This window comes from Pseudoxanthomonas sp., from assembly GCF_051953815.1.
Lineage (GTDB): Bacteria > Pseudomonadota > Gammaproteobacteria > Xanthomonadales > Xanthomonadaceae > Pseudoxanthomonas_A.
This window is the reverse complement of sequence record NZ_JBQCIJ010000046.1, coordinates 122,550-141,889: the sequence shown is the minus strand read 5'-3', so window position 1 is coordinate 141,889 and position 19,340 is coordinate 122,550. Positions and strand designations below refer to the sequence as shown.

Sequence of the window (19,340 nt, the reverse complement as noted above, 5' to 3'; positions counted from 1 at the left end):
ACGCGTGTTGCCACTTGCCGGGCGGGAAAAACGGCCCGGCCGAAGCCGGGCCAACCTGCCCCGGGCCGTCCCGGAGGACGGGAGAGAACCCCGGGTTCCGCTTAGAACGTGAACACGTATTCCATCGCCACTTCGCGGCCCACCGCGCTCAACAGGCGGGTCGGTGCGAAGTCATAGTCGAGCTTGTACGGATCCTTGTGGTTCCAGCTGGCCGCGTTGAAGGCGTTGTTCACATAGAAGTTCAGCTTGGCGTGCTCGCTGATGCGATAGCCGACGTTGAAGTTCCAGGTGATGAACGGTCCGACGCGCCCGTAGTAGCGCTTGGTGGACTGACCGGCATTCGGGTTCGGATTCGGCTGACCATTCGGCAGCGTCGCCGGCTCGTGGCAGTTCAACGACGGGTTGTCGCTGGGCACGTAGCCGTCCGCGAACGGCAGGCAGCCGCCGGGATTGCTCAGGCGGTCCGTGCCCCAGTGGTAGCGCACGCCGGGCACCGAACCCACGCGGTCGGCGTAGACGTTGGCGTTCCAGTCGCCACGCTGCCAGGCCACGCTCGCGCGCAGCTTGCTGCGCAGGTCGCGGTCACGACGCTCCGGATTCGGATCGTTCTCGTAGCGCTGTTCCTTGGTCGACAGCTGGTTGGTGTAGTTGAAGCCGAACTGGAAGTTGCCCCAGTTGTCGGTGTCCAGGCGGTAGCGGCCGGTCACGTCCACGCCCTTGACGGTGCGCTGGGCCAGGTTGAACGGACCACGCTCGATCGAGACCAGGCGGCCATCGACGCGCGTCACGCGGTCGTAGATGCCCTGGCAGTACTCGGCGCCGGCCGGATTCGACCACGGGGTACCGTCCATGTTCATGCCGGTCCGGCAGCCCGCTTCGGCCGCCAGGATTTCGTCGGCGCCCACGTCGACGATCATGTCTTCCAGCTTGATCGTCCAGTAGTCCGCCGAGAACGACAGGTTCTGCATCGGATCCCACACGAAGCCGACCGTCCAGGATTCACCGGTTTCCGGCTTCAGGAACGGCGTGCCGCGACGGTTGATGTCGAAGGTGTACCAGACATCCGGATTGCCGACGCCGCAGTTGTTGGTCTGGTAGGCGCCGCTCTGGATGCAGGTCAGGCGGTCGGTGGTGGTCACGGCCGCGCTGCTCGGCTGGCCCAGCAGGTAGTGCATGTCCGGCGCGTGGAAGCTGGTCGCGTAGGAACCGCGCACCAGCAGGTTGTCCAGCGGACGCCACTCCATGCCTAGGTTCCAGGTGGTTTCCTTCTGCGAGCCGATGTCCAGGCCGGCGTCGTTGTTGTAGGCCTTGTAGCTGCCGTAACGGTCGTAGCGCGCCGCCGCGGTGGCGGTCAGCGAACTCAGCAGCGGCACCTTGAACTCGACGCCCGCCGAGTAGCGGGTGCGTTCGCCGCCGCCGCGATCGACATTCTGCAGATCGAAGTCGATGCCGGCGCGGGCGTCCGGGTTCAGCGTGTAGCCCTGCTGCGCCGCTTCAACGACCGCCGCGAATCCGATCGGACCCGCCCAGCCTTCGAACAGATCGCCGGACACGTCGAACGAGGCCTGGTTGACCCAGGAAGCCGCCTTGTTCACCGCGACCGTGCCGAACTGCTGGTACACGCCCGGGGTGATCGGGTTCCACCAGCGCTCTTCGTTCAAGTCGTAGATGGCTTCGCCATCGGCGGTGGTGCCCAGGCGCGGGCCGAGGAAGTAGTCATACGACTTCTGCTCGTCCACCACGTTCTGGCGCTCCTCCACGCGGTAGTAGGAACGGCCGATGGAGGCGTTCCAGTCGAAGCGATCGGCGAAGGAGCCGCGCAGGCCGGCGCTCCAGTCCCACGACAGCTCGCGGTTGGTGTTGCGCAGCGTGTCCAGGCCGCCCACTTCGTTCGGAGTCAGCTGGCGCGAACCAATCAGGGCGCGGCCCGACGGCTGATCGATGAAGTAGCCGTTGGCGTCGTCGACCAGGTACACGCTCGGCGGCGCGGTGCCCCAGAGCGCTTCGGAATGGAACACGGCCAGGTTCGACCAGGCCTGCAGGCCGTTGCCGAAATCCCAGGTGCCATACAGGTTGCCGGAGAGGTTCTCCGAACCGCTGGTGAGCAGCCAGTTGGCGTAGTCGGCGCTCATGCCGCACAGCTGGCCGGTGTTGGTCACCGTGTTGGTGCCGTAGTTGTAGACCAGGCGATCAGCGGTGTAGTACTCGCCGCCGAACTTGTCGCAGGTGCCGGTCGGCGGCGCCAGGCGGGTGCCGCTGCCGGCGTCGATCAGCGCCAGGCCGGTGTTCGGACGGAAGCCGACCTTGCGCTGTTCCATGTTCCAGGAGGAGCGCGGCGCATCGGAGTTGTCGTCCATCGCCGGGCGATCGCGGCCGAACAGCGGATCGCGCTTGTTGTACTGCAGCGCGTAGGTCAGGCTCCACTGCTGGCCGGTCTTGCCGCCCGCCCAGGACAGATCCCAGGTATCGCGGCCACCCTCGGTCGAGGAGCCGCCGCGGATCCGGAACTCGTCGCCGTCGTAGTTCGTCTTCAGGATGATGTTGACCACGCCGGCGATCGCGTCGGAACCGTAGATCGCGGACGCGCCGCCGGTGAGCACTTCCACGCGCTCGACGGCGGCGGCGGGAATGTTGCTGTAGTTGGAGAAGTTGGTTTCGCCGTTGTACGGCAGCGGGTAGTCGGCGACGCGGCGGCCGTTGACCAGCAGCAGCGTGCGGTTCGGGCCCATGCCGCGCAGGTTCAGGCCGCTGGCGTTCGGGGTGTGGGAGCCCCACTGCGAATCGGCTTCGACCGTGCCGGTGGCTTCGGTCAGGGTGGTGAGCACGTCATAGACGGTGACGAAGCCTTCCTTCTTGATCTGGTCGGCACTGATGATGTTGACCGGCGCCGGACCTTCCACCTGGGCGCGCTTGATGCGCGAACCGGTGACGGTGACGGTGTCGAGTTCCTTGGTGGACTCGGAAGCGGCCTCCTGGGCGGCCACGGACAGCGTGGGGAGCATCGCCAGCAGCAGGGCGCTGCTCAGGACATTGCGACGATAGCGGTGGGACTGAGCCATTTTGCGAAGTACTCGGGGTGATTTGTGGTGTGGTTTTTGACTTGCGGTACGGCGGCGTCCAGATTTCTCTCGATCTAACCCTGCATTTGAATCGTTCTAATGACTCAAGTGCCTCTCTCTGGATCGATCCAAATTAAGCATGGGTGAACGTAAGCCGCATTCCGCACCGCAACAATCCGCATCAAGGCGGTTTTTTGAATCGAAATAAAACTTACGAATCAATGCGTTGCGGGACCCGAACCCAAGGCCCTGCCATGGCGACATGACGGACGCATGAAGGAACTGCGCAAAAAGTGATTCAGGGCACGCGCCCCGCCCGTCACCCGACCGGTTACCGGTGGGCGCCGCCCGACCGGTGAGGCCGAACTAACGCCGCGCGAGCGCCTGCCGGAACGCGGCGACGATCGCCGGATCGGTTTCCTGCCGGTCGTATTCCAGCCCGGTCAGCGCCGGGTTGCTGAAAGCCATCGCGGACACGCGCCGCGCCTTCGCCGAGGCATGCACTTCGGTGACGCCGGTGGCGTCGATAAGGCCGGCGACATTGGCCGGCGTCAGTCCCGCGCCGGCGAGGATGGAAAGCCGTCCGGCCGCCTGCCGCACATGGCTGGCGATGGCGGCGGCGCCCTGCACCGCATCGGCCTCTCCGCCGGACGTCAGTACCCGGTGGCAACCCAGCGCGACGATGGATTCCAGCGCCTGCACGGGATCGCGCACCGCGTCGAAAGCGCGGTGAAAGGTCACCTGCATGCCCGACGCCGCGGCCACCAGTTCGCGACACAACGGCAGATCGATATCGCCGACCGGCGTCAGCGCGCCAATCACCACGCCGTCGCAGCCCAGCTGCCGGCAGGCGGCGATGTCGTGCAGCATCACCTCGGCTTCGCGCGCGTCGTAGAGGAAATCACCGGCGCGCGGACGGATCAAAACGAAGATGGGGATCGACAGGCGCTCGCGGGTCATCGCCAGGGTGCCGTAGGAGGGCGTGGTGCCGCCCTCGCCCAGGTTCTCGCACAGCTCGATGCGATCCGCGCCGCCGGCCTGCGCCGCCAGCGCGGACAGATGCGAGTTGGCCGCGATTTCCAGCACGAGGCCGCGAGAAGAACCGCTCATGATTGGGTGGTTGCGTAGATGGAGCCCGACTCGCGCAGATCGTCCTGCCTGCCGGCATCGCAGACGGCATAGACGAAGCCTCGGTGCAGCGCGAACGCGCCGACCTCGCCGTGCTTGTTGAGCGCGAGGAAACAGACCTGCAGGTTCCGGCTGGCCTCGGGGCGCTTGCGCACCACCCGGTCGATCGCCTCCCGGCAGGCCTCCATCGGCGAACGTCCCTGCCGCATCAGCTCCACCACCAGGAAGCTGGCGGCATTGCGGATCATCTCCTCGCCCACGCCCGAGGCGGTGGCGGCGCCGACCTCGTTGTCGACGTACAGGCCCGCGCCGATGATCGGGCTGTCGCCCACCCGGCCGTGCATCTTCCAGGCCATGCCGCTGGTGGTGCAGGCGCCGGCCAGGCGGCCCTGCGCATCGATCGCCAGCATGCCGATGGTGTCGTGGTTGTCCTTGTTGCCGGGCTGGCCGCGCCGCTCGGCGTTGATCTCCGGCTTGTATTCGGCGGTCTTCAGCCATTCGCGCCAGGCCTTCTCCGCCTGCGGCGTGAGCAGGCGCTTCTTCTCGAAGCCTTCGGCCACCGCGAACTGCTGGGCGCCCTCGCCCACCAGCATCACGTGCGGCGTCTTTTCCATCACCCGCCGCGCCACCGAGATCGGATGCAGGATGTCCTCCAGCGCGGCCACCGAACCACAGCGGCCGTCACCGTCCATGATGCTCGCGTCCAGGGTCAGCACGCCGTCGCGATCCGGATTGCCGCAGTGCCCCACGGTGGGGTTGCAGAGATCGCTCTCGGCCCAGCGCGCACCGGTTTCCACCGCGTCCAGCGCGCTGCCGCCACGGGCCAGCACCGGCCACGCGGCCTGGTTGGCCGGGACGCCGAAATCCCAGGTGGAAACCACGCGCGCGCCGGTGGCCCCCGCGGCGCGCGCGCGCGCGACGGGAAGCGACAGGGCGCCGGCGGCCAACAGGCCGGCCTGCAGGAACTGCCTGCGATCAGTCATCGGATCCTCCCTCCGGGTGCGGCGCGTGACGGCGCCGGATGTCAGTCAATCAATCCAGGTGATGCGAGGCGTACCAGGCCGCCGCGCCCATCACGCCCAGCTGGCCGTGATCGACCCGCCAGACCGGAACATGCCGCAGCACATGGCCGAGCACGCCCTTGTTGAGATAACGCTCGCGGAACGCGCCCTTGCGCAGGAACTGCTCGATGTGCCCGGAGATGCCGCCGGCCAGGTACACGGCCTTGGCGCCGAACGCGACCGCCAGATCGCCGGTCAGGCTGCCCAGCCAGCCGCAGAACACCTCCAGGGTTTCCACCGCCAGCGCGTCTTCGCCCGCCTGCGCGGCGGCGATCAGCTGTTCCGGGGTCTGCCAGCGCGGCGTCGCGCCGCGGATGTCGCACAGGCATGGATACAGATTCATCAGGCCGCTGCCGGACAGCACGCGTTCGTTGTCCACGTGCGACCAGCGCTTCATCAGCCGCGCCAGGACTTCCATTTCCAGCGCGTTGCCCGGCGCCAGCGCCGCATGGCCGAACTCGCTGGCCAGCACCGGCCGGGTGCCGCCTTCGAACCGCAGCGCCGCGCCCAGCCCGGTGCCGGGCCCGAGCACCAGCGCCGGCCAATGGAAGGTGTGCGGATGCTCGCCGCTCAAGGGCGACAGGCCGTCGGCGTGCAGATAGGGAATCGCGTAGGCGACCGCCTCGAAATCGTTGATCAGCGCCAGCGAGCCGAGCCCGGACACCTGTCGCGTGCGTTCCAGCGAAACCGGCCACGGCAGATTCGCGTTGACCAGGGTGTCGCCGTCCAGCAGGCCGGCGATCGCCACCACCGCCGCGTCCGTGCCGGCACGCTCGTCCTGGGCGAAGGTGCGCAGGATGGACGCCAGGCCGGGATATTCCGCACAGGCGTACTTCTGGTAGGCCAGGATCCGGGGCGCGTGGCCGGTCGCCACCACCACCCTGGCCACGCGGGCGAACGTTCCGCCGACATCGGCGACGATCAGTTCCCGGCCGGGCGGCGCGTGCGTGGCTTGGGTCATCTGCGGCACTTCAGGATTGGCCGGGTACGGTACCGCAACGTTCACGCGCTAGCCCTAATTTGGATCGATTCAAGCGGGTGGATTCTGTGGCATCGCAAAGCGTTTGGAAAGATGCCGGATCCATACCGGGGCGTACTCCGCAGGGCTCGAAAAAATACCCGTTCACTTTAACAGGCATCCAGCGGCCGTTCGCGACAGGCGGGCTGGACCCGCCTCCAATGCTTATTCCACCGTGTACGACGCGGCCCACCGGTGCACATTCACCGGCGGCGCGGTTAAAGTACCCGCCGTCATGTCCCTTCCCTCGCTGCTGCTGCGGATCCTGTTGAGCGTCGCCCTGCTGGTCTCGGGGACGGGCAATGCCGTGGCCGCGTTGCAGATGCATCTGGCGACCCAGGCGGTCGCCTCCCATCACGGCCACGCGATGGACGACGACGCGGACTGCGCCGCGGCCGAACAGCCCGAACCGGCCGCCTCGGCGCCCTGCCACGACGAGGCCGGGACCCGCGGCGCTCCCGAACCCTTGCAGGCCAACGATCATTGCCAACCCGATGGCTGTGCCAGCGGTCATTGCGATGGTTTCTGCGCCCAGCAGGCGCCCGCCACGGTGCCCTCCATCTGGGTCGGCAACCCGCTCCGCGCCCATGCGGATCTGATCGGCCGGCTCCGCGCCGGCCATCCCGCGCCGCCGCTTCCGTCCCCGCAGCGACCTCCCATCGCCTGATTCCGGCCCCAGGGCCGTGGATATTCTCCGCCGCCGCGCTCTCTCCGTCGCGCCGTGCGTCTTTCCCGCAGTTCCGGCCTCCCGGACTGCCTTCGAATATCGTCAGGAGTTTGCATGTCTTCCGATCATTCCGGTGCGGGATCCGCTTCCGGATTCCAGCTTTCCCGGCGTCGCTTCGTCACCGGCCTGGCCGTCGGCGGTGTCGCCGCCGGTTTCGGCCTCGCGCGCCTGCCCGCCTGGGCCGGCACCGCCCAATCGATGTACCAGGCCCCGGTCCTGAGCGGCACCGATTTCGATCTGGCCATCGGTACCTCGCCGGTCAACTTCACCGGTCGCACCCGTCCGGCCATCACTGTCAACGGCAGCCTGCCGGCGCCGATCCTGCGCTGGCGCGAAGGCGACACCGTCACCCTGCGCGTGGCCAACCGCCTGCCCGACGCGCACAGTTCGATCCATTGGCACGGCATCCTGCTGCCGGCCAACATGGACGGCGTGCCCGGCCTGAGTTTCGACGGCATCGCGCCCGGCGAAACCTACCAGTACCGCTTCCAGCTCAAGCAATCCGGCACCTACTGGTACCACAGCCACTCGATGTTCCAGGAACAGGCCGGCTTGTATGGCGCCCTGGTCATCGACCCGGCCGAACCCGCGCCCTACCGTTTCGATCGCGAGCACGTCGTGCTGCTGTCGGACTGGACGGATCTGGATCCGGCCGCGCTGTACCGGCGCATGAAGAAGATGCCGATGCACGACAACACCTATCAGCGCACGGTCGGCGATTTCGCCCGCGACGTGCGCCGTGACGGCCTGTCGGCGACGCTGGCCGATCGCGGCATGTGGGGAAGGATGCGGATGACGCCGACCGATCTGTCGGACATCAACGCGCACACCTACACCTATCTGATGAACGGCAACGCGCCGGCCGGCAACTGGACCGGCCTGTTCCGCTCCGGCGAGAAGGTGCTGCTGCGCTTCATCAACGGCTCGGCGATGACCTACTTCGACGTGCGCATCCCCGGCCTGAAGATGACCGTGGTCGCCGCCGACGGCCTGTACATCCATCCGGTCACCGTCGACGAATTCCGCATCGCCGTGGCCGAGACCTTCGACGTGCTGGTTGAACCCAGCGGCCAGGACGCCTTCACCATCTTCGCCCAGGACATGGGCCGCACCGGCTACGCGCGCGGCACCCTGGCCGTGCGCCAGGGCCTCGAGGCGCCGGTGCCGGCGCGCGATCCGCGCCCGCTGCTGACCATGTCGGACATGGGCCACGACATGGGCGGCGGCGGCCATGACATGAAGGGCATGGAAGGCGGCTGCGGCGCGAACATGTCCGGGCAGAAGGGCATGGAGGGCGGTTGCGGCGCGAGCATGGGCCACGGTGGTCACGGCGGCGCCGGTGGAAAGGCGCCCGTGCACGCGCCCAGCGAAGCCGGCAATCCGCTGATCGACATGCAGACCGCGGCGACCTCGCCGAAGCTGGACGACCCCGGCATCGGCCTGCGCGACAACGGTCGCAAGGTGCTGACCTACGCCGACATGAAGAGCCTGTTCGATGATCCCGATGGACGCGATCCCGGCCGTGAAGTCGAGCTGCATCTCACCGGCCACATGGAAAAGTTCGCCTGGTCGTTCAACGGCATTCCCTTCGCCGGCGCCGAACCGCTGCGCCTGAACTACGGCGAGCGCATGCGCATCGTGCTGGTCAACGACACGATGATGCAGCACCCGATCCACCTGCACGGCCTGTGGAGCGATCTGGAAGACGAGCAAGGCAACTTCCACCTGCGCAAGCACACCATCGACATGCCGCCCGGCACCCGCCGCACCTATCGCGTGCGTGCCGATGCGCTGGGCCGCTGGGCGTTCCACTGCCATCTGCTGTACCACATGGAAGCCGGCATGATGCGGGAAGTGCGGGTGGAGGAATGAACATGAACCTGTACCTCCCTCTTCCCCTTGGCCTGCTGGCCGCCGCGCTGTCGCTGGCGCTTGCCGGCAACGCCCGGGCCCAGCAGCATGATCACGGCGCGCACGCCTCGCCTGCGAGCACCCAGCAGAAACCGGCAACGCCAGCGCCGGAACCCGCGAAGGCCGACACGCAGACGGACCATTCGACGATGGACCACTCGCGGATGGACGACGCGAAGGTCGATCATTCGAAGATGGACCACTCGAAGTCGGACGCCTCCCCGATGGACCATTCGAAGATGGATCACTCGCGGATGGACCATGGCGCGGCGGGTCGGGCGACCACCGAGCCGCGCGAACCGATTCCCCCGGTCAGCGACGCCGATCGCGCCGCCGCGTTTCCTTCGCTCAAGCCACACGCCATGGAGCACGCCTCCACCTTCCACTCGCTGGTGATGATCAACCGGCTGGAAGCCTGGGATGCCGATCACGGCACCGGACAGGCGTGGGAAGGCAGCGCCTGGTTCGGCAGCGATCTCAACCGGCTATGGCTGCGCAGCGAGGGGGAACGCGAAGGCTCGCGCACGGAGTCGTCCGAACTGGAAGTCCTGTACGGACGCAGCGTTTCGCCCTGGTGGGACCTGGTCGTCGGCGTGAAACAGGATTTCCGTCCGGCCGATTCGCGCACCTGGGCCGCGTTCGGCGTGCAGGGTCTGGCGCCGTACAAGTTCGAGGTCTCGGCCACCGCCTACCTGGGTGAATCCGGACAGGTGATGGCCACCGTGGAAGCCGAGTACGAACTGCTGCTCACCAACCGCCTGATCCTGCAACCGCTGGTCGAAGCCAGTTTCTCGTCCAGGGACGTGCCCGAGTACGGCGAAGGCACCGGCCTCAACAAGGTGGAAGCCGGCCTGCGCCTGCGCTACGAAATCACGCGGCGTTTCGCGCCCTACGTGGGCGTGGTGCACGAGCGCCTGTTCGGCGACACCGCGGACTATCGACGCGGCGAAGGTGGCGACGTCACCGATACCCGCTTCGTCGCCGGCGTCCGCCTGTGGTTCTGATCCCGCGCGACGGCAACGCCGTCGCCCATTCCGATTTGGAGAATGACTCGATGAAGAACATCCCCGCTTCCGCCCTGCTCTTCCTGTCCCTGCTGGCCGCGCCCGCGTTCGTCCAGGATCACGGCAGCCATGCCGGACATGGCGCACAGCCCGCCGCGAAGAAAGCCGATGCCAATACCGATCAGGCGTTCGATCGCCTGGACAGGAACCGCGACGGTTTCGTCAGCAAGGCCGAACTGCCCGAGCGCCACCCGCTGCTGCCGCATTTCGGCATGGGCGACAAGAACCGCGACGGCAAGCTGGACCGCAAGGAATTCGCCAGCGTCATGGCGATGCTGTAATCCCCTCCGGTGGAATCCATCCGGATTCCGCCGGTCTTCCGGAGAAACAATCCCGATGAATCCATTGCTCAGACATCTCGCCGCCACCGCGTTCCTGGCCGGCTCCGGCGCGCTGCTGGTGGCCTGTGGCGCCGCGCCGGGCGCCGCCTCCGCCACCGATCGATTGGCAACCGCGGCGGCCCCTGCGCCGGCCATCATCCCGGCCTCCGCCACGCCGTCTCCTGCCGTCGCCGCGACGCCCGCCACGCTGCCGTTGATCCGCGTGCACAAGAGCGCCAGTTGCGGTTGCTGCGGCGCGTGGGTCGATCACGTCCGCGCCGCCGGTTTTCCGGTCGAGGTCCATGACACCGAGGACATGATGACGGTCAAGGATCGCCTTGGCGTGCCCGAGCCGATGATGTCGTGCCATACCGCCGAAGTGGACGGCTACTTCGTCGAAGGCCACGTCCCGGCCGAAGACATCAAACGCCTGCTTGCGGAAAAGCCCCAGGCCCGCGGCCTCGCCGTGCCGGGCATGCCGCTCGGTTCGCCGGGCATGGAAATGCCCGACGGCCGCACGCAGCCTTACGAGGTCGCCCTGGTCGGCGGCGATGGTTCGGCCGCGACCTTCGCGCTCCATCCCTGAAAGAAACGGTCCCGGCGGATGCGATGTCCGCCGGGACCGGCTCACGCATGGCCTAGATCTTGAAGTCGTCGAAGGCGATCCGCGCCTCGTCGACGCCCAGGCGCTTGAGCAGTTGCCGTGTCGCCATCAGCATGGCCGGCGGCCCGCACAGATAGAAATCGCAGGCGTGCAGGTCCGGATGTTGGCGCAGCAGCGTGTGCTCGGCCACTTCGTGGACCAGCCCGCGCAGCAGGCCGTCGCCGCACGCGGCCTCGTCCGACAGCACCAGATGCCAGCTGAAGTTGCCATGCCGTTCCGCCAGCGCCGCCATCTCCTCGATGTAGGGCGCATCGCGCAGGCTGCGTGCGCCGTACCAGAAGTGGATGCGTTCGCTGGCGCCGCCATCGAGACAGGCGTGGATCATCGCGCGCAGCGGCGCCATGCCCGCGCCACCGCCGATGAACACTTTCTCGCGATGACCCGGCTTGATGGCGAAATCGCCGAACGGCCCGCTAAAGCGCACCCGATCGCCGGGTTTCAGCGAATACAGATAGGTCGAACCCTTCCCGGTCGGCATCCGTTTCCTGCCCTGGGCGCCCGGATTGAAGCGCGCGAGCAGGCTCAGGCGTCCATCCGTGCCCGCCACCGGCAGCGACAGCGAGTAGGAACGCCGCACCGCTTCCTTGTTGACCAGATCGGCGGGCAGTTCCAGCGCACGCCAGTCGTCGCGATGATGATCCGGATGCGACAGATCGTGCGGGCGCAGGCGATAGTCCGGCACATGCACCTGCAGGTAGGCGCCAGGCTGGTATTCGGGTCCCGGCGCGTGGTCCGTCTTCAGCACGATCTCGCGCAGGAACGGCGTCACCGCCTCCACCCGCTCCACCACCGCTTCGTGTTCGGTCCACAGGCGGCTGCCACCGGCGACTTCGATGTGGGTGTCCTTGTCGACCTGAAGATTGCACGCCAGGCGATACCCCAGCTTCAGCCGCGACTCGGGCAGATGCGCGCGATCGGCGGAAGTGGGCGACGGCGGCGTGCCGCGGAAGCGCACCTCGCACAGGCCGCAGCTTTGTCCGCCGCCGCAGTTCGACGGCAGTTGCAGTCCGTTGCGCGCCAGCGCCAGGTAGACATCGTCGCCATCGGCGGCCTCCACCGTGCGCAGGCAGGTGCCATCGGGATCGTGCACGGCCAGTTCATGGCCCCGGCGCCAGCGGCGCGGCACGAATTCGCTCAGGCGGACGCTGGCGAACAGCAGCCAGATGCCGGTCAACGCCATCCACAGGCCGCCGATGCCGGCCGACACCACCAGCGGGTTGTTGAAGTCCACCCGTCCGCTGTAGTCCATGATGTGCAGCATCCAGAACACGTCGAACAGCCGCCAGGTGCGATTGCGATGCTCCAGCACCTGGCCGGTATCCGCCGCCAGGTACACGGTGGTCTCTTCGGCGTCGTCGAAATCCACACGCCACAAGCGACCGGGGTGATCGCGCACCTCCAGCGTGCGTTCCAGCAACCGGGCCGGTGCCGCCCGTCCAGGCCCGGTGTAGGACGCGCGCGCCAGTTGCGCCGCCAGCGTGGCGTCGATGTCCAGGCGCCTACCCGACCGCGCGTCGACCAGGTGGACACGGGTGCCGTCGAACACCTGGTAGACCGGCCGCTCCAGCAACCAGCCGCTGGCGACCGATTGCGCCTGCCCGCCCACCATCGCCAGCGCCTCCGGCGCCGGCCTCGCATCGGCCGGCCACGCACGCGGCGCCGCGGCGTGCGCACGGAACTCGTGCCCCTGCACCTTGTCGTGTTCCAGCCACGCCATCATCAGGCCACTGGCCATCCACAGCACGAACTGCGCGGCGATGAGCAGGCCAAGCCATTTGTGGATCTTCCGCATCCAGGGCGTCATGCGCGGCGCCTCCGGGTGAAGCTGTAGAACAGCAGCCAGGCGCCGCTCAGCGCGAACACCAGCCCGCTCGCGGCGGCCACCCGCAGCAGTGTGTTGTTGACGTCGGTGCGCTTCTCGTAATCCATGATGTGGAACATCCACAGGAAGTCGAACCAGCGCCACAGGCTGTGCCGGCGCGCCAGCAGCTCGCCGGTGTCGGGCGAGAAGTACAGCGTGGTCTGGCCGCGATCGTCGAACCGCACCGCCCACATCGGCACCGGGCGGGTCTGCACTTCGCGCGGCGCGCGGGTGATCCACTCCGCACCGGTGACTTCCGCATCGCCCTGGTAGACCGCCCTGGCCAGCGCGACCACGGTGGTGCGCTCCAGCGGCGTGATGCGCTCGCCGGTGGCGGTGTCGATCAGGGCCGCGCGGTCGCCCTGGCGGATTTCATAGACCTCGCGGTCGAGCAGGCGCTTGATCTTGATCGCGGTGATGCCCGGGTTGCGGGCCATCAGCTGGTCCTGCGCCAGGCGCGGCGCGGTCGCCACCAGCGGCTCGCTGTGGCTGTGCGCCAGGTGATCGCCGTGGATGATGTCGAGCGGCACGACGGTCATGTAGACACCGCTGATCATCCACAGCAGCGCCTGCACACCGACGATCAGCCCGATCCATTTGTGGGCGCGGCGCGCCCAGAAAGCGGGTTTCATGCAAAGGTTCCTGTTGGTTGCGGCGTGGCCGCGATCGCCCCGTCCGCCGGCACGCCGGCGGACGGGTCACGGTTCACCAGCGGTAGCCGAAACGCGCGTACCAGCGCCGGCCCAGCAGGTCGTAGGTCATCGTGTCGGTGTTGCCGTCCGTGTAGCTCTGGATGAACGGCGCCTTCTTGTCCCACAGGTTGTCGATGCCAAACGAGACATCGAACGACTTGCCGACCGGCGCGAACTTCACCTGCGCGTTGTGGTAGGTCAGGCTGGGCGCGTGATCGCCGATGTCGCCCCGCGCCGCGTTGATGTCGTCCGCCTTGCCGATGTACTGAAGGCTGTACGACCCCGACCACGCCTCGCGCGCCAGCGCCAGTGACGCCAGCGACCGCCAGTGCGTGTAGCTGCCGCGGCCACCGGTGATCTTGCCGGCGTAGTCGATGGTGTCCCCTCCCGGATACGGCACGAATTCGTAACGGTCCAGATACGACACGTCCCAGTTCAGGGTGGCCTTCCAGTCCATCAGATCGAACTCGTACAGCACGCCCAGATCGATGCCCGAGATCCGCTCGCTGGCCGCATTCACGGGCTGCGCCGACAGATAGTCGATTTCACCGGTCACCGGATTGCGGGTGAAGTTGGCCGCGCTGCAGAACGGATGCGACAACCCCGGCGTGTTGTAGCAGAGCGCCAGCTTCTCCGAACCGGGCACGCTCTGGATGGCGTTCTCGATCTTGATGTCGTAGTAGTCCAGGGTCAGGGTCAGGCCCGGAGCGAAGCCCGGCGTCCATACCGCTCCCAGGGTCAGGGTGTCGGCGTCTTCGGGTTCCAGTTTCGGATTGCCGCCCACCGTTGTCAGGATCGTGTTGCCGAGCTGGCGATAACCCACCGGCACGCCATCGGCCTGGCAGTTCTGGTAGACCGTCGAGGAAGCCGGCAGCGTGCTCCAGTTGCTGCAGGGATCGGCGGTGGTGAGATTGCCTTCGCTGACGCCGCCGAACAGTTCCGGCACGTTCGGGATGCGGAAGGCGGTGGCGCGGGTGGCGCGCAGCTTCAGCGCGGGCGTGACCTGCCAGTCCAGGCCGACCTTGTAGTTGGTATCGCTGCCGAACAGGTCATAGTCCGAATAGCGCACCGCGGTATTGAAGTACAGCGAGTCGGCGAACGCCTTGCCCTGCAACAACGGCAGCGCCAGCTCCACATACGCTTCCTTGGCGGTGTATTCGCCATCGATGCGCTGCTGGGCGTTGCTGTTGGCGATACCCAGTTGGGTCAGCTGGTCCGGATCGCGCCAGCCACGGTCCTTGCGGATTTCCACGCCGGTGGCGAAGCCCACCCAGCCGGCCGGCATCTCGAACAACTGGCCGGTCAGGTTGGCGTTGAAGCTGCGCTGCTCGTTGCCGCCGGTGTCGCGGGTGGTGAACAGGATGTAGTCCAGCACCTGCTGGGTGATGTCGCCGTACCCAAGGTAGTCGGCGCAGGGGATCGCCGCGCCCGGCGCGTTGCTGCAGATCGCGGTATTCAGCGTCTGGTCCACCCGGTCCAGGTTGGCGACGTTGGTGGAACCGTCGATGCCGGTGTTGCGCCCCCAGTTGACGGCCGCGTTCCACTCCCAGCCCGTGCCGAAGTGCCCTTCCAGTCCCAGCACGGCGCGGAAGGTATCGGTGTCCTGGTAGAACTCGCGCGGACCGGCTTCTTCCAGCCGGCGGCGCTGCAACACCAGATTCTGCCCGGTCGGATTGGTCGGATGGTTGGCGGCGATGTTGATCGCCCGGTACTGGCCGATCGCGCCCGGCGTGGCGATCTGGTTCGACTTGCGGTTGGTGAACATCAGCTCGGTGAACAGGTTCACGTCTTCGGTGAGCTGCAACTGGCCGAAGGTGCTGAAACTCAGGCGCTTGATCGGATTGACCGCGTTGAGCGTGGGATAGGAGTTGTAGTTGTGCTTGGCCGAGTACGGCTCGTAGAAATCGCCGTCGCCGTTGGGATCCTGGTTGAAGTTCACCACGGTGCCGTCGGCCAGGCGCGCGCGCCCGCCGATCGTCGCCGAACTGCCGACGCATTCCAGCTTGCCGTTGACCTCGCCCAGCGCGCAGCGCTGGCGGTCGGCCATGTTGACCGCCTTGCCTTCGGTGTAGCTGAGCGAGGTCATCAGCGAGCCGCGTTCGCCCTGGATGCCCCAGCTGAAGTCGAAGCCGGTTTCCTCGCCATCGCCCTCGAAGGTCTCGCCGTAACGCAGTCCCAGCTGGGCGCCGTCGAACGATTTCTTGGTGATGATGTTGACCACGCCGGCCACGGCGTCGGCGCCATAGATGGCCGAAGCGCCGTCCTTCAGCACTTCGATGCGCTCGATCAGCGCCACCGGGATGACGTTGAGATCGACCGAGCTGTTGGCGCCGGTGCCGCCGTTGACCACGCGTCGGCCGTTGAGCAGCACGAGCGTGCGGTTGATGCCCAGGCCACGCAGGTTGACCTGGGTGGTGCCGTAACCGTTGTTGGCCCAGTAGGCGTTGGTCTGGTTGCCGGCGAAACCGGCCGAGGCCGGCATGCGCTGGAGCAGCGTGTCGATGCTGGTGGCGCCGGAACGGGCGATGGTCTCGGCATCGATGACCGTGACCGGGCCCACGCCCGAAATCTGCGCGCGCTTGATGTGGCTGCCGGTCACCTGGACGGTATCCAGATTGGTGGCCTGCTCCTGGGTGGGCTGCTCCTGGCGGGAGGGGGTGGCGGTGCTGTCCTGCGCATGCAGGGTATGGGCGAAGCCCGCGCACAGCAGTGCGCCGACGGCTGCGGCCAGCGGATTGGGTTTGAAAAACATGGGCTCTCTCCCCGTGTCGGGTGTCTTGTCTGGTTCGGATGGTGTCCCGCGGTAAAAGTCCGGCAGGACGAACTGGCCGCGTGCGCGGCCGTGACAAGCTCAGCCGATCGGAGGTCGGAAGACGCGGGAAACGCCACTGCGGACCGCGGGCAGCAACGGAGGACTCAGATAGGGGGCGTCGAGGGCATGCTGGGCCGCGAACAGCGGCGCGGTGCGCCCCGGGTAGAAGGTGAGCACGCAGCTGCACGCGCAGGTGGTCGCGCTGCCGCAGTCGCAGTCGTCGTGGTGATTGCCGTCCGTCGGATCGCCGGTCAGCCAGCCATCGTCGGCGGTGCAGGCGGGCGCGCCGCGATCCGGTCTGGCCTGTTCATCGTGTTGGCGATGACCGCCCGCCCCGCCGGCGCTTCCGGCTACGGCCAGGTCGTCCACCGCCATCCGGGTCGCCGCCCACGCGCTGGCCGCGCCGTCCAGGCAAAGGACGGTGATCAGGACCAGCCGCAGGAGCAGGCGAATCGACATCGGCGAAGAAGGCACGTCAGGTTGTCTATACGAGAGACTTAACACTTATCGAAATCGAGTGTCAACCGTTTGTGCGCCGCCGCATCGAAATTGCTGGCGGAGGTTGTATAGACATGACATGCTTTTTCCATGGAGACGCCCAAGCCGCACTACCTGAAGCTGAAGCAGTACATCCTCCGCCATATCACCAATGGCGACTGGCCGCCGTTGAGCCGCGTGCCCAGCGAGAACGATCTGGTGGTGAAGTTCGGCGTTTCGCGGATGACCGTCAACCGGGCGTTGCGCGAGCTCAGCGACTCCGGCGTGCTCACCCGCGTGCAGGGCGTCGGCACCTTCGTCGCCGGCCCCAAGGCCGAATCCGCGATGTTCGAGGTGCGCAGCATCCGCGAGGAAATCACCGCGCGCGGACAGCTCCACAGCGTGCAGGTGCTGATCGGCGAATCGGTGGTGGCGCGGCCCAATGTCACCAGCCAGTTCGGCCTGGAATCCGGCGCCGAACTCTTCCATACCCGCCTGCTGCACAAGGCCAACGGCAAACCGCTGCAGCTGGAGGATCGCTTCGTCAATCCGGCCAGCGCGCCGGACTACCTGGGCATCGATTTCCAGACCGAGATTCCGCACCAGTACCTGATGCGGGTCGCGCCGCTGGAGCGCACCGAGCACGTCATCGAGGCCGAGACCGCCAACAAGCGGCTCGCCGCGCAACTGGAAATCGCCGAGGGCGATCCCGTGCTGGTGCTGACCCGTCGCACCTGGTCGCGCGGCCAGGTCGTCACCTGGGTCCGCCTCACCTACCCCGCTTCACGTTACCGGTTCGTCGGCACCTTCCAGGTCGGCGCAACCCTTACTCCAGGAGGATAACCATGACCGTCACCGATCCCTCGCGCACCGCCGGCGCCCGTCCCGTCCGCGCGCCGCGCGGCACCGATCTGCACTGCCGCAGCTGGCTGACCGAAGCCGCCTACCGCATGCTGCAGAACAACCTGGATCCGGAAGTGGCCGAGCGTCCCGAGGAACTGGTGGTCTACGGCGGCATCGGCCGCGCCGCCCGCAACTGGGCCTGCTTCGACAAGATCCTGGAAACCCTGCGCACGCTGGGCGACGACGAATCGCTGCTGATCCAGTCGGGCAAGCCGGTCGGCGTGTTCCGCACCCACGCCGACGCGCCGCGCGTGCTGATCGCCAATTCCAACCTGGTGCCGCACTGGGCCACCTGGGACCACTTCAACGAGCTCGATAAGAAGGGCCTGATGATGTACGGCCAGATGACCGCCGGCAGCTGGATCTACATCGGCAGCCAGGGCATCGTCCAGGGCACCTACGAAACCTTCGTCGAACTGGGACGCCAGCACTACGACGGCGACTGGTCCGGCAAGTGGATCCTGACCGCCGGCCTCGGCGGCATGGGTGGCGCGCAGGCGCTGGCGGCGACGCTGGCCGGCGCCAGCAGCATCGTCATCGAATGCCAGGAGTCGCGCATCGACTTCCGCATGCGCACCCGCTACGTCGACTTCAAGGCCAGGACCATCGACGAGGCGCTGGAGATCATCCGCACCACCGATCGCCCGGTCTCGGTCGGCCTGCTCGGCAACGCGGCGGAACTGCTGCCGAAGTTCGTCGAACTGGCCCGCCAGGGCGTCGCCCGCCCGGACGCGGTCACCGATCAGACCTCGGCGCATGACCTGATCAACGGCTACCTGCCCGCCGGCTGGACGGTCGAACAGTGGATCGCCGCGCGCAACGGCGGCGACGCCGAACGCGCCGCGCTGACCGACGCCGCCGCCGAATCCTGCGCCACCCACGTGCACGCGATGCTCGATTTCCACCACATGGGCGTGCCCACGATCGACTACGGCAACAACATCCGCCAGGTCGCCAAGGACCGCGGCGTCGCCAACGCGTTCGACTTCCCGGGTTTCGTGCCGGCCTGCATCCGCCCGCTGTTCTGCCGCGGCATGGGCCCCTTCCGCTGGGTCGCGCTGAGCGGCGATCCGGAAGACATCTACAAGACCGACGCCAAGGTCAAGGAACTGTTCCCCGACAACGCCCACCTGCACCGCTGGCTGGATCAGGCGCGCGAGCGCATCGCCTTCCAGGGCTTGCCCGCGCGCATCTGCTGGCTGGGACTGGGCGAGCGCCATCGCGCCGCGCTGGCGTTCAACGAGATGGTCCGCAACGGCGAACTGAAGGCGCCGATCGTGATCGGCCGCGATCACCTGGACTGCGGCTCGGTCGCCAGCCCCAACCGCGAAACCGAAGGCATGCGCGACGGCTCCGACGCGGTCTCCGACTGGCCGCTGCTGAACGCGCTGCTGGCCGCTTCCGGGGGCGCCACCTGGGTTAGCCTGCACCACGGCGGCGGCGTCGGCATGGGTTTCTCGCAGCACTCCGGCGTGGTCATCGTCTGCGACGGCAGCGAGGCCGCCGACCAGCGCCTGTCGCGCGTCCTGTTCAATGATCCGGCGATGGGCGTGATGCGCCACGCCGACGCCGGCTACGAGGACGCCCTCGCCTGCGCCCGCGAACACCACCTGCACCTGCCCGCCATCACCGGATAAGCCTCC

Annotated in this window: 15 protein-coding genes; 7 read left to right on the top strand and 8 right to left on the bottom strand. The window is 67.4% G+C overall.

What is annotated here, in order from left to right:
- Positions 1–101: 101 nt before the first annotated feature.
- The 4 genes from ACTHN1_RS14570 to ACTHN1_RS14555 all read right to left on the bottom strand — a co-directional run bounded on the left by ACTHN1_RS14570 (position 102) and on the right by ACTHN1_RS14555 (position 6,209).
- Entirely contained in the window at positions 102–3,059 is a 2,958-nt protein-coding gene (locus ACTHN1_RS14570; RefSeq protein ID WP_440471652.1) for a TonB-dependent receptor plug domain-containing protein, read from the bottom strand.
- A gap of 366 nt (positions 3,060–3,425) precedes the next feature.
- Positions 3,426–4,169, bottom strand: a complete 744-nt coding sequence (locus ACTHN1_RS14565) for a copper homeostasis protein CutC (protein ID WP_440471651.1) — start codon at positions 4,167–4,169, stop codon at positions 3,426–3,428.
- The gene (locus tag ACTHN1_RS14560; protein ID WP_440471650.1) at positions 4,166–5,170 is read right to left on the bottom strand and encodes a N(4)-(beta-N-acetylglucosaminyl)-L-asparaginase; all 1,005 of its coding nucleotides are present in this window, start codon (positions 5,168–5,170) and stop codon (positions 4,166–4,168) included. The genes ACTHN1_RS14565 and ACTHN1_RS14560 overlap by 4 nt, the downstream gene beginning before the upstream one ends.
- A gap of 49 nt (positions 5,171–5,219) precedes the next feature.
- Positions 5,220–6,209, bottom strand: coding sequence for a glucokinase (locus ACTHN1_RS14555; RefSeq protein WP_440471649.1), 990 nt, complete (start codon positions 6,207–6,209; stop codon positions 5,220–5,222).
- A gap of 292 nt (positions 6,210–6,501) precedes the next feature.
- On the opposite strand from ACTHN1_RS14555, the gene ACTHN1_RS14550 reads away from it, so the two are divergent.
- The 5 genes from ACTHN1_RS14550 to ACTHN1_RS14530 all read left to right on the top strand — a co-directional run bounded on the left by ACTHN1_RS14550 (position 6,502) and on the right by ACTHN1_RS14530 (position 10,874).
- Entirely contained in the window at positions 6,502–6,933 is a 432-nt protein-coding gene (locus tag ACTHN1_RS14550) for a CopL family metal-binding regulatory protein (RefSeq protein ID WP_440471648.1), read from the top strand.
- A gap of 114 nt (positions 6,934–7,047) precedes the next feature.
- Positions 7,048–8,865 carry a copper resistance system multicopper oxidase gene (locus tag ACTHN1_RS14545; protein ID WP_440471647.1) on the top strand — a complete coding sequence of 606 codons (1,818 nt, stop codon included), beginning with the start codon at positions 7,048–7,050 and terminating at the stop codon, positions 8,863–8,865.
- A complete protein-coding gene (locus ACTHN1_RS14540) occupies positions 8,862–9,908 on the top strand; it encodes a copper resistance protein B (protein ID WP_440471646.1) in 1,047 nt (348 codons plus the stop codon). Before ACTHN1_RS14545 ends, ACTHN1_RS14540 begins: the two co-directional genes overlap by 4 nt.
- 50 nt (positions 9,909–9,958) lie before the next feature.
- On the top strand, positions 9,959–10,249 hold the full coding sequence (locus ACTHN1_RS14535) for an EF-hand domain-containing protein (RefSeq protein WP_440471645.1): 291 nt from the start codon (positions 9,959–9,961) through the stop codon (positions 10,247–10,249).
- Positions 10,250–10,304: 55 nt separating this feature from the next.
- A complete protein-coding gene (locus tag ACTHN1_RS14530) occupies positions 10,305–10,874 on the top strand; it encodes a DUF411 domain-containing protein (protein WP_440471644.1) in 570 nt (189 codons plus the stop codon).
- Between the two features lie 52 nt (positions 10,875–10,926).
- Here the strand turns inward: ACTHN1_RS14530 and ACTHN1_RS14525 are convergent, their stop codons facing one another.
- The 4 genes from ACTHN1_RS14525 to ACTHN1_RS14510 all read right to left on the bottom strand — a co-directional run bounded on the left by ACTHN1_RS14525 (position 10,927) and on the right by ACTHN1_RS14510 (position 16,776).
- A complete protein-coding gene (locus tag ACTHN1_RS14525) occupies positions 10,927–12,756 on the bottom strand; it encodes a 2Fe-2S iron-sulfur cluster-binding protein (protein ID WP_440471643.1) in 1,830 nt (609 codons plus the stop codon).
- Positions 12,753–13,445 (bottom strand): PepSY domain-containing protein, encoded by a 693-nt coding sequence (locus ACTHN1_RS14520; protein WP_440471642.1) that lies wholly within the window; start codon positions 13,443–13,445, stop codon positions 12,753–12,755. Before ACTHN1_RS14520 ends, ACTHN1_RS14525 begins: the two co-directional genes overlap by 4 nt.
- A 73-nt stretch (positions 13,446–13,518) precedes the next feature.
- Complete coding sequence (locus ACTHN1_RS14515) at positions 13,519–16,257, bottom strand: TonB-dependent receptor (protein WP_440471641.1); 2,739 nt, start codon at positions 16,255–16,257, stop codon at positions 13,519–13,521.
- Between the two features lie 99 nt (positions 16,258–16,356).
- A complete protein-coding gene (locus tag ACTHN1_RS14510; RefSeq protein WP_440471640.1) occupies positions 16,357–16,776 on the bottom strand; it encodes a CopL family metal-binding regulatory protein in 420 nt (139 codons plus the stop codon).
- Between the two features lie 129 nt (positions 16,777–16,905).
- Here ACTHN1_RS14510 and hutC point away from each other — a divergent pair, with 129 nt between their 5' ends.
- Both hutC and hutU read left to right on the top strand, forming a co-directional pair.
- Positions 16,906–17,637 carry a histidine utilization repressor gene (gene hutC / locus ACTHN1_RS14505; RefSeq protein ID WP_440471639.1) on the top strand — a complete coding sequence of 244 codons (732 nt, stop codon included), beginning with the start codon at positions 16,906–16,908 and terminating at the stop codon, positions 17,635–17,637.
- A 2-nt stretch (positions 17,638–17,639) separates the two neighbouring features.
- Positions 17,640–19,334, top strand: coding sequence for a urocanate hydratase (hutU, locus tag ACTHN1_RS14500; RefSeq protein WP_440471638.1), 1,695 nt, complete (start codon positions 17,640–17,642; stop codon positions 19,332–19,334).
- Positions 19,335–19,340: the final 6 nt, after the last annotated feature.

Excerpts from the sequence above, each read along its gene's own strand:
- ACTHN1_RS14570 (WP_440471652.1), bottom strand. The coding sequence starts at position 3,059 with ATGGCTCAGTCCCACCGCTATCGTCGCAATGTCCTGAGCAGCGCCCTG.
- ACTHN1_RS14565 (WP_440471651.1), bottom strand. The coding sequence starts at position 4,169 with ATGAGCGGTTCTTCTCGCGGCCTCGTGCTGGAAATCGCGGCCAACTCG.
- ACTHN1_RS14560 (WP_440471650.1), bottom strand. The coding sequence starts at position 5,170 with ATGACTGATCGCAGGCAGTTCCTGCAGGCCGGCCTGTTGGCCGCCGGC.
- ACTHN1_RS14555 (WP_440471649.1), bottom strand. The coding sequence starts at position 6,209 with ATGACCCAAGCCACGCACGCGCCGCCCGGCCGGGAACTGATCGTCGCC.
- ACTHN1_RS14550 (WP_440471648.1), top strand. The coding sequence starts at position 6,502 with ATGTCCCTTCCCTCGCTGCTGCTGCGGATCCTGTTGAGCGTCGCCCTG.
- ACTHN1_RS14545 (WP_440471647.1), top strand. The coding sequence starts at position 7,048 with ATGTCTTCCGATCATTCCGGTGCGGGATCCGCTTCCGGATTCCAGCTT.
- ACTHN1_RS14540 (WP_440471646.1), top strand. The coding sequence starts at position 8,862 with ATGAACATGAACCTGTACCTCCCTCTTCCCCTTGGCCTGCTGGCCGCC.
- ACTHN1_RS14535 (WP_440471645.1), top strand. The coding sequence starts at position 9,959 with ATGAAGAACATCCCCGCTTCCGCCCTGCTCTTCCTGTCCCTGCTGGCC.
- ACTHN1_RS14530 (WP_440471644.1), top strand. The coding sequence starts at position 10,305 with ATGAATCCATTGCTCAGACATCTCGCCGCCACCGCGTTCCTGGCCGGC.
- ACTHN1_RS14525 (WP_440471643.1), bottom strand. The coding sequence starts at position 12,756 with ATGACGCCCTGGATGCGGAAGATCCACAAATGGCTTGGCCTGCTCATC.
- ACTHN1_RS14520 (WP_440471642.1), bottom strand. The coding sequence starts at position 13,445 with ATGAAACCCGCTTTCTGGGCGCGCCGCGCCCACAAATGGATCGGGCTG.
- ACTHN1_RS14515 (WP_440471641.1), bottom strand. The coding sequence starts at position 16,257 with ATGTTTTTCAAACCCAATCCGCTGGCCGCAGCCGTCGGCGCACTGCTG.
- ACTHN1_RS14510 (WP_440471640.1), bottom strand. The coding sequence starts at position 16,776 with ATGTCGATTCGCCTGCTCCTGCGGCTGGTCCTGATCACCGTCCTTTGC.
- hutC (WP_440471639.1), top strand. The coding sequence starts at position 16,906 with ATGGAGACGCCCAAGCCGCACTACCTGAAGCTGAAGCAGTACATCCTC.
- hutU (WP_440471638.1), top strand. The coding sequence starts at position 17,640 with ATGACCGTCACCGATCCCTCGCGCACCGCCGGCGCCCGTCCCGTCCGC.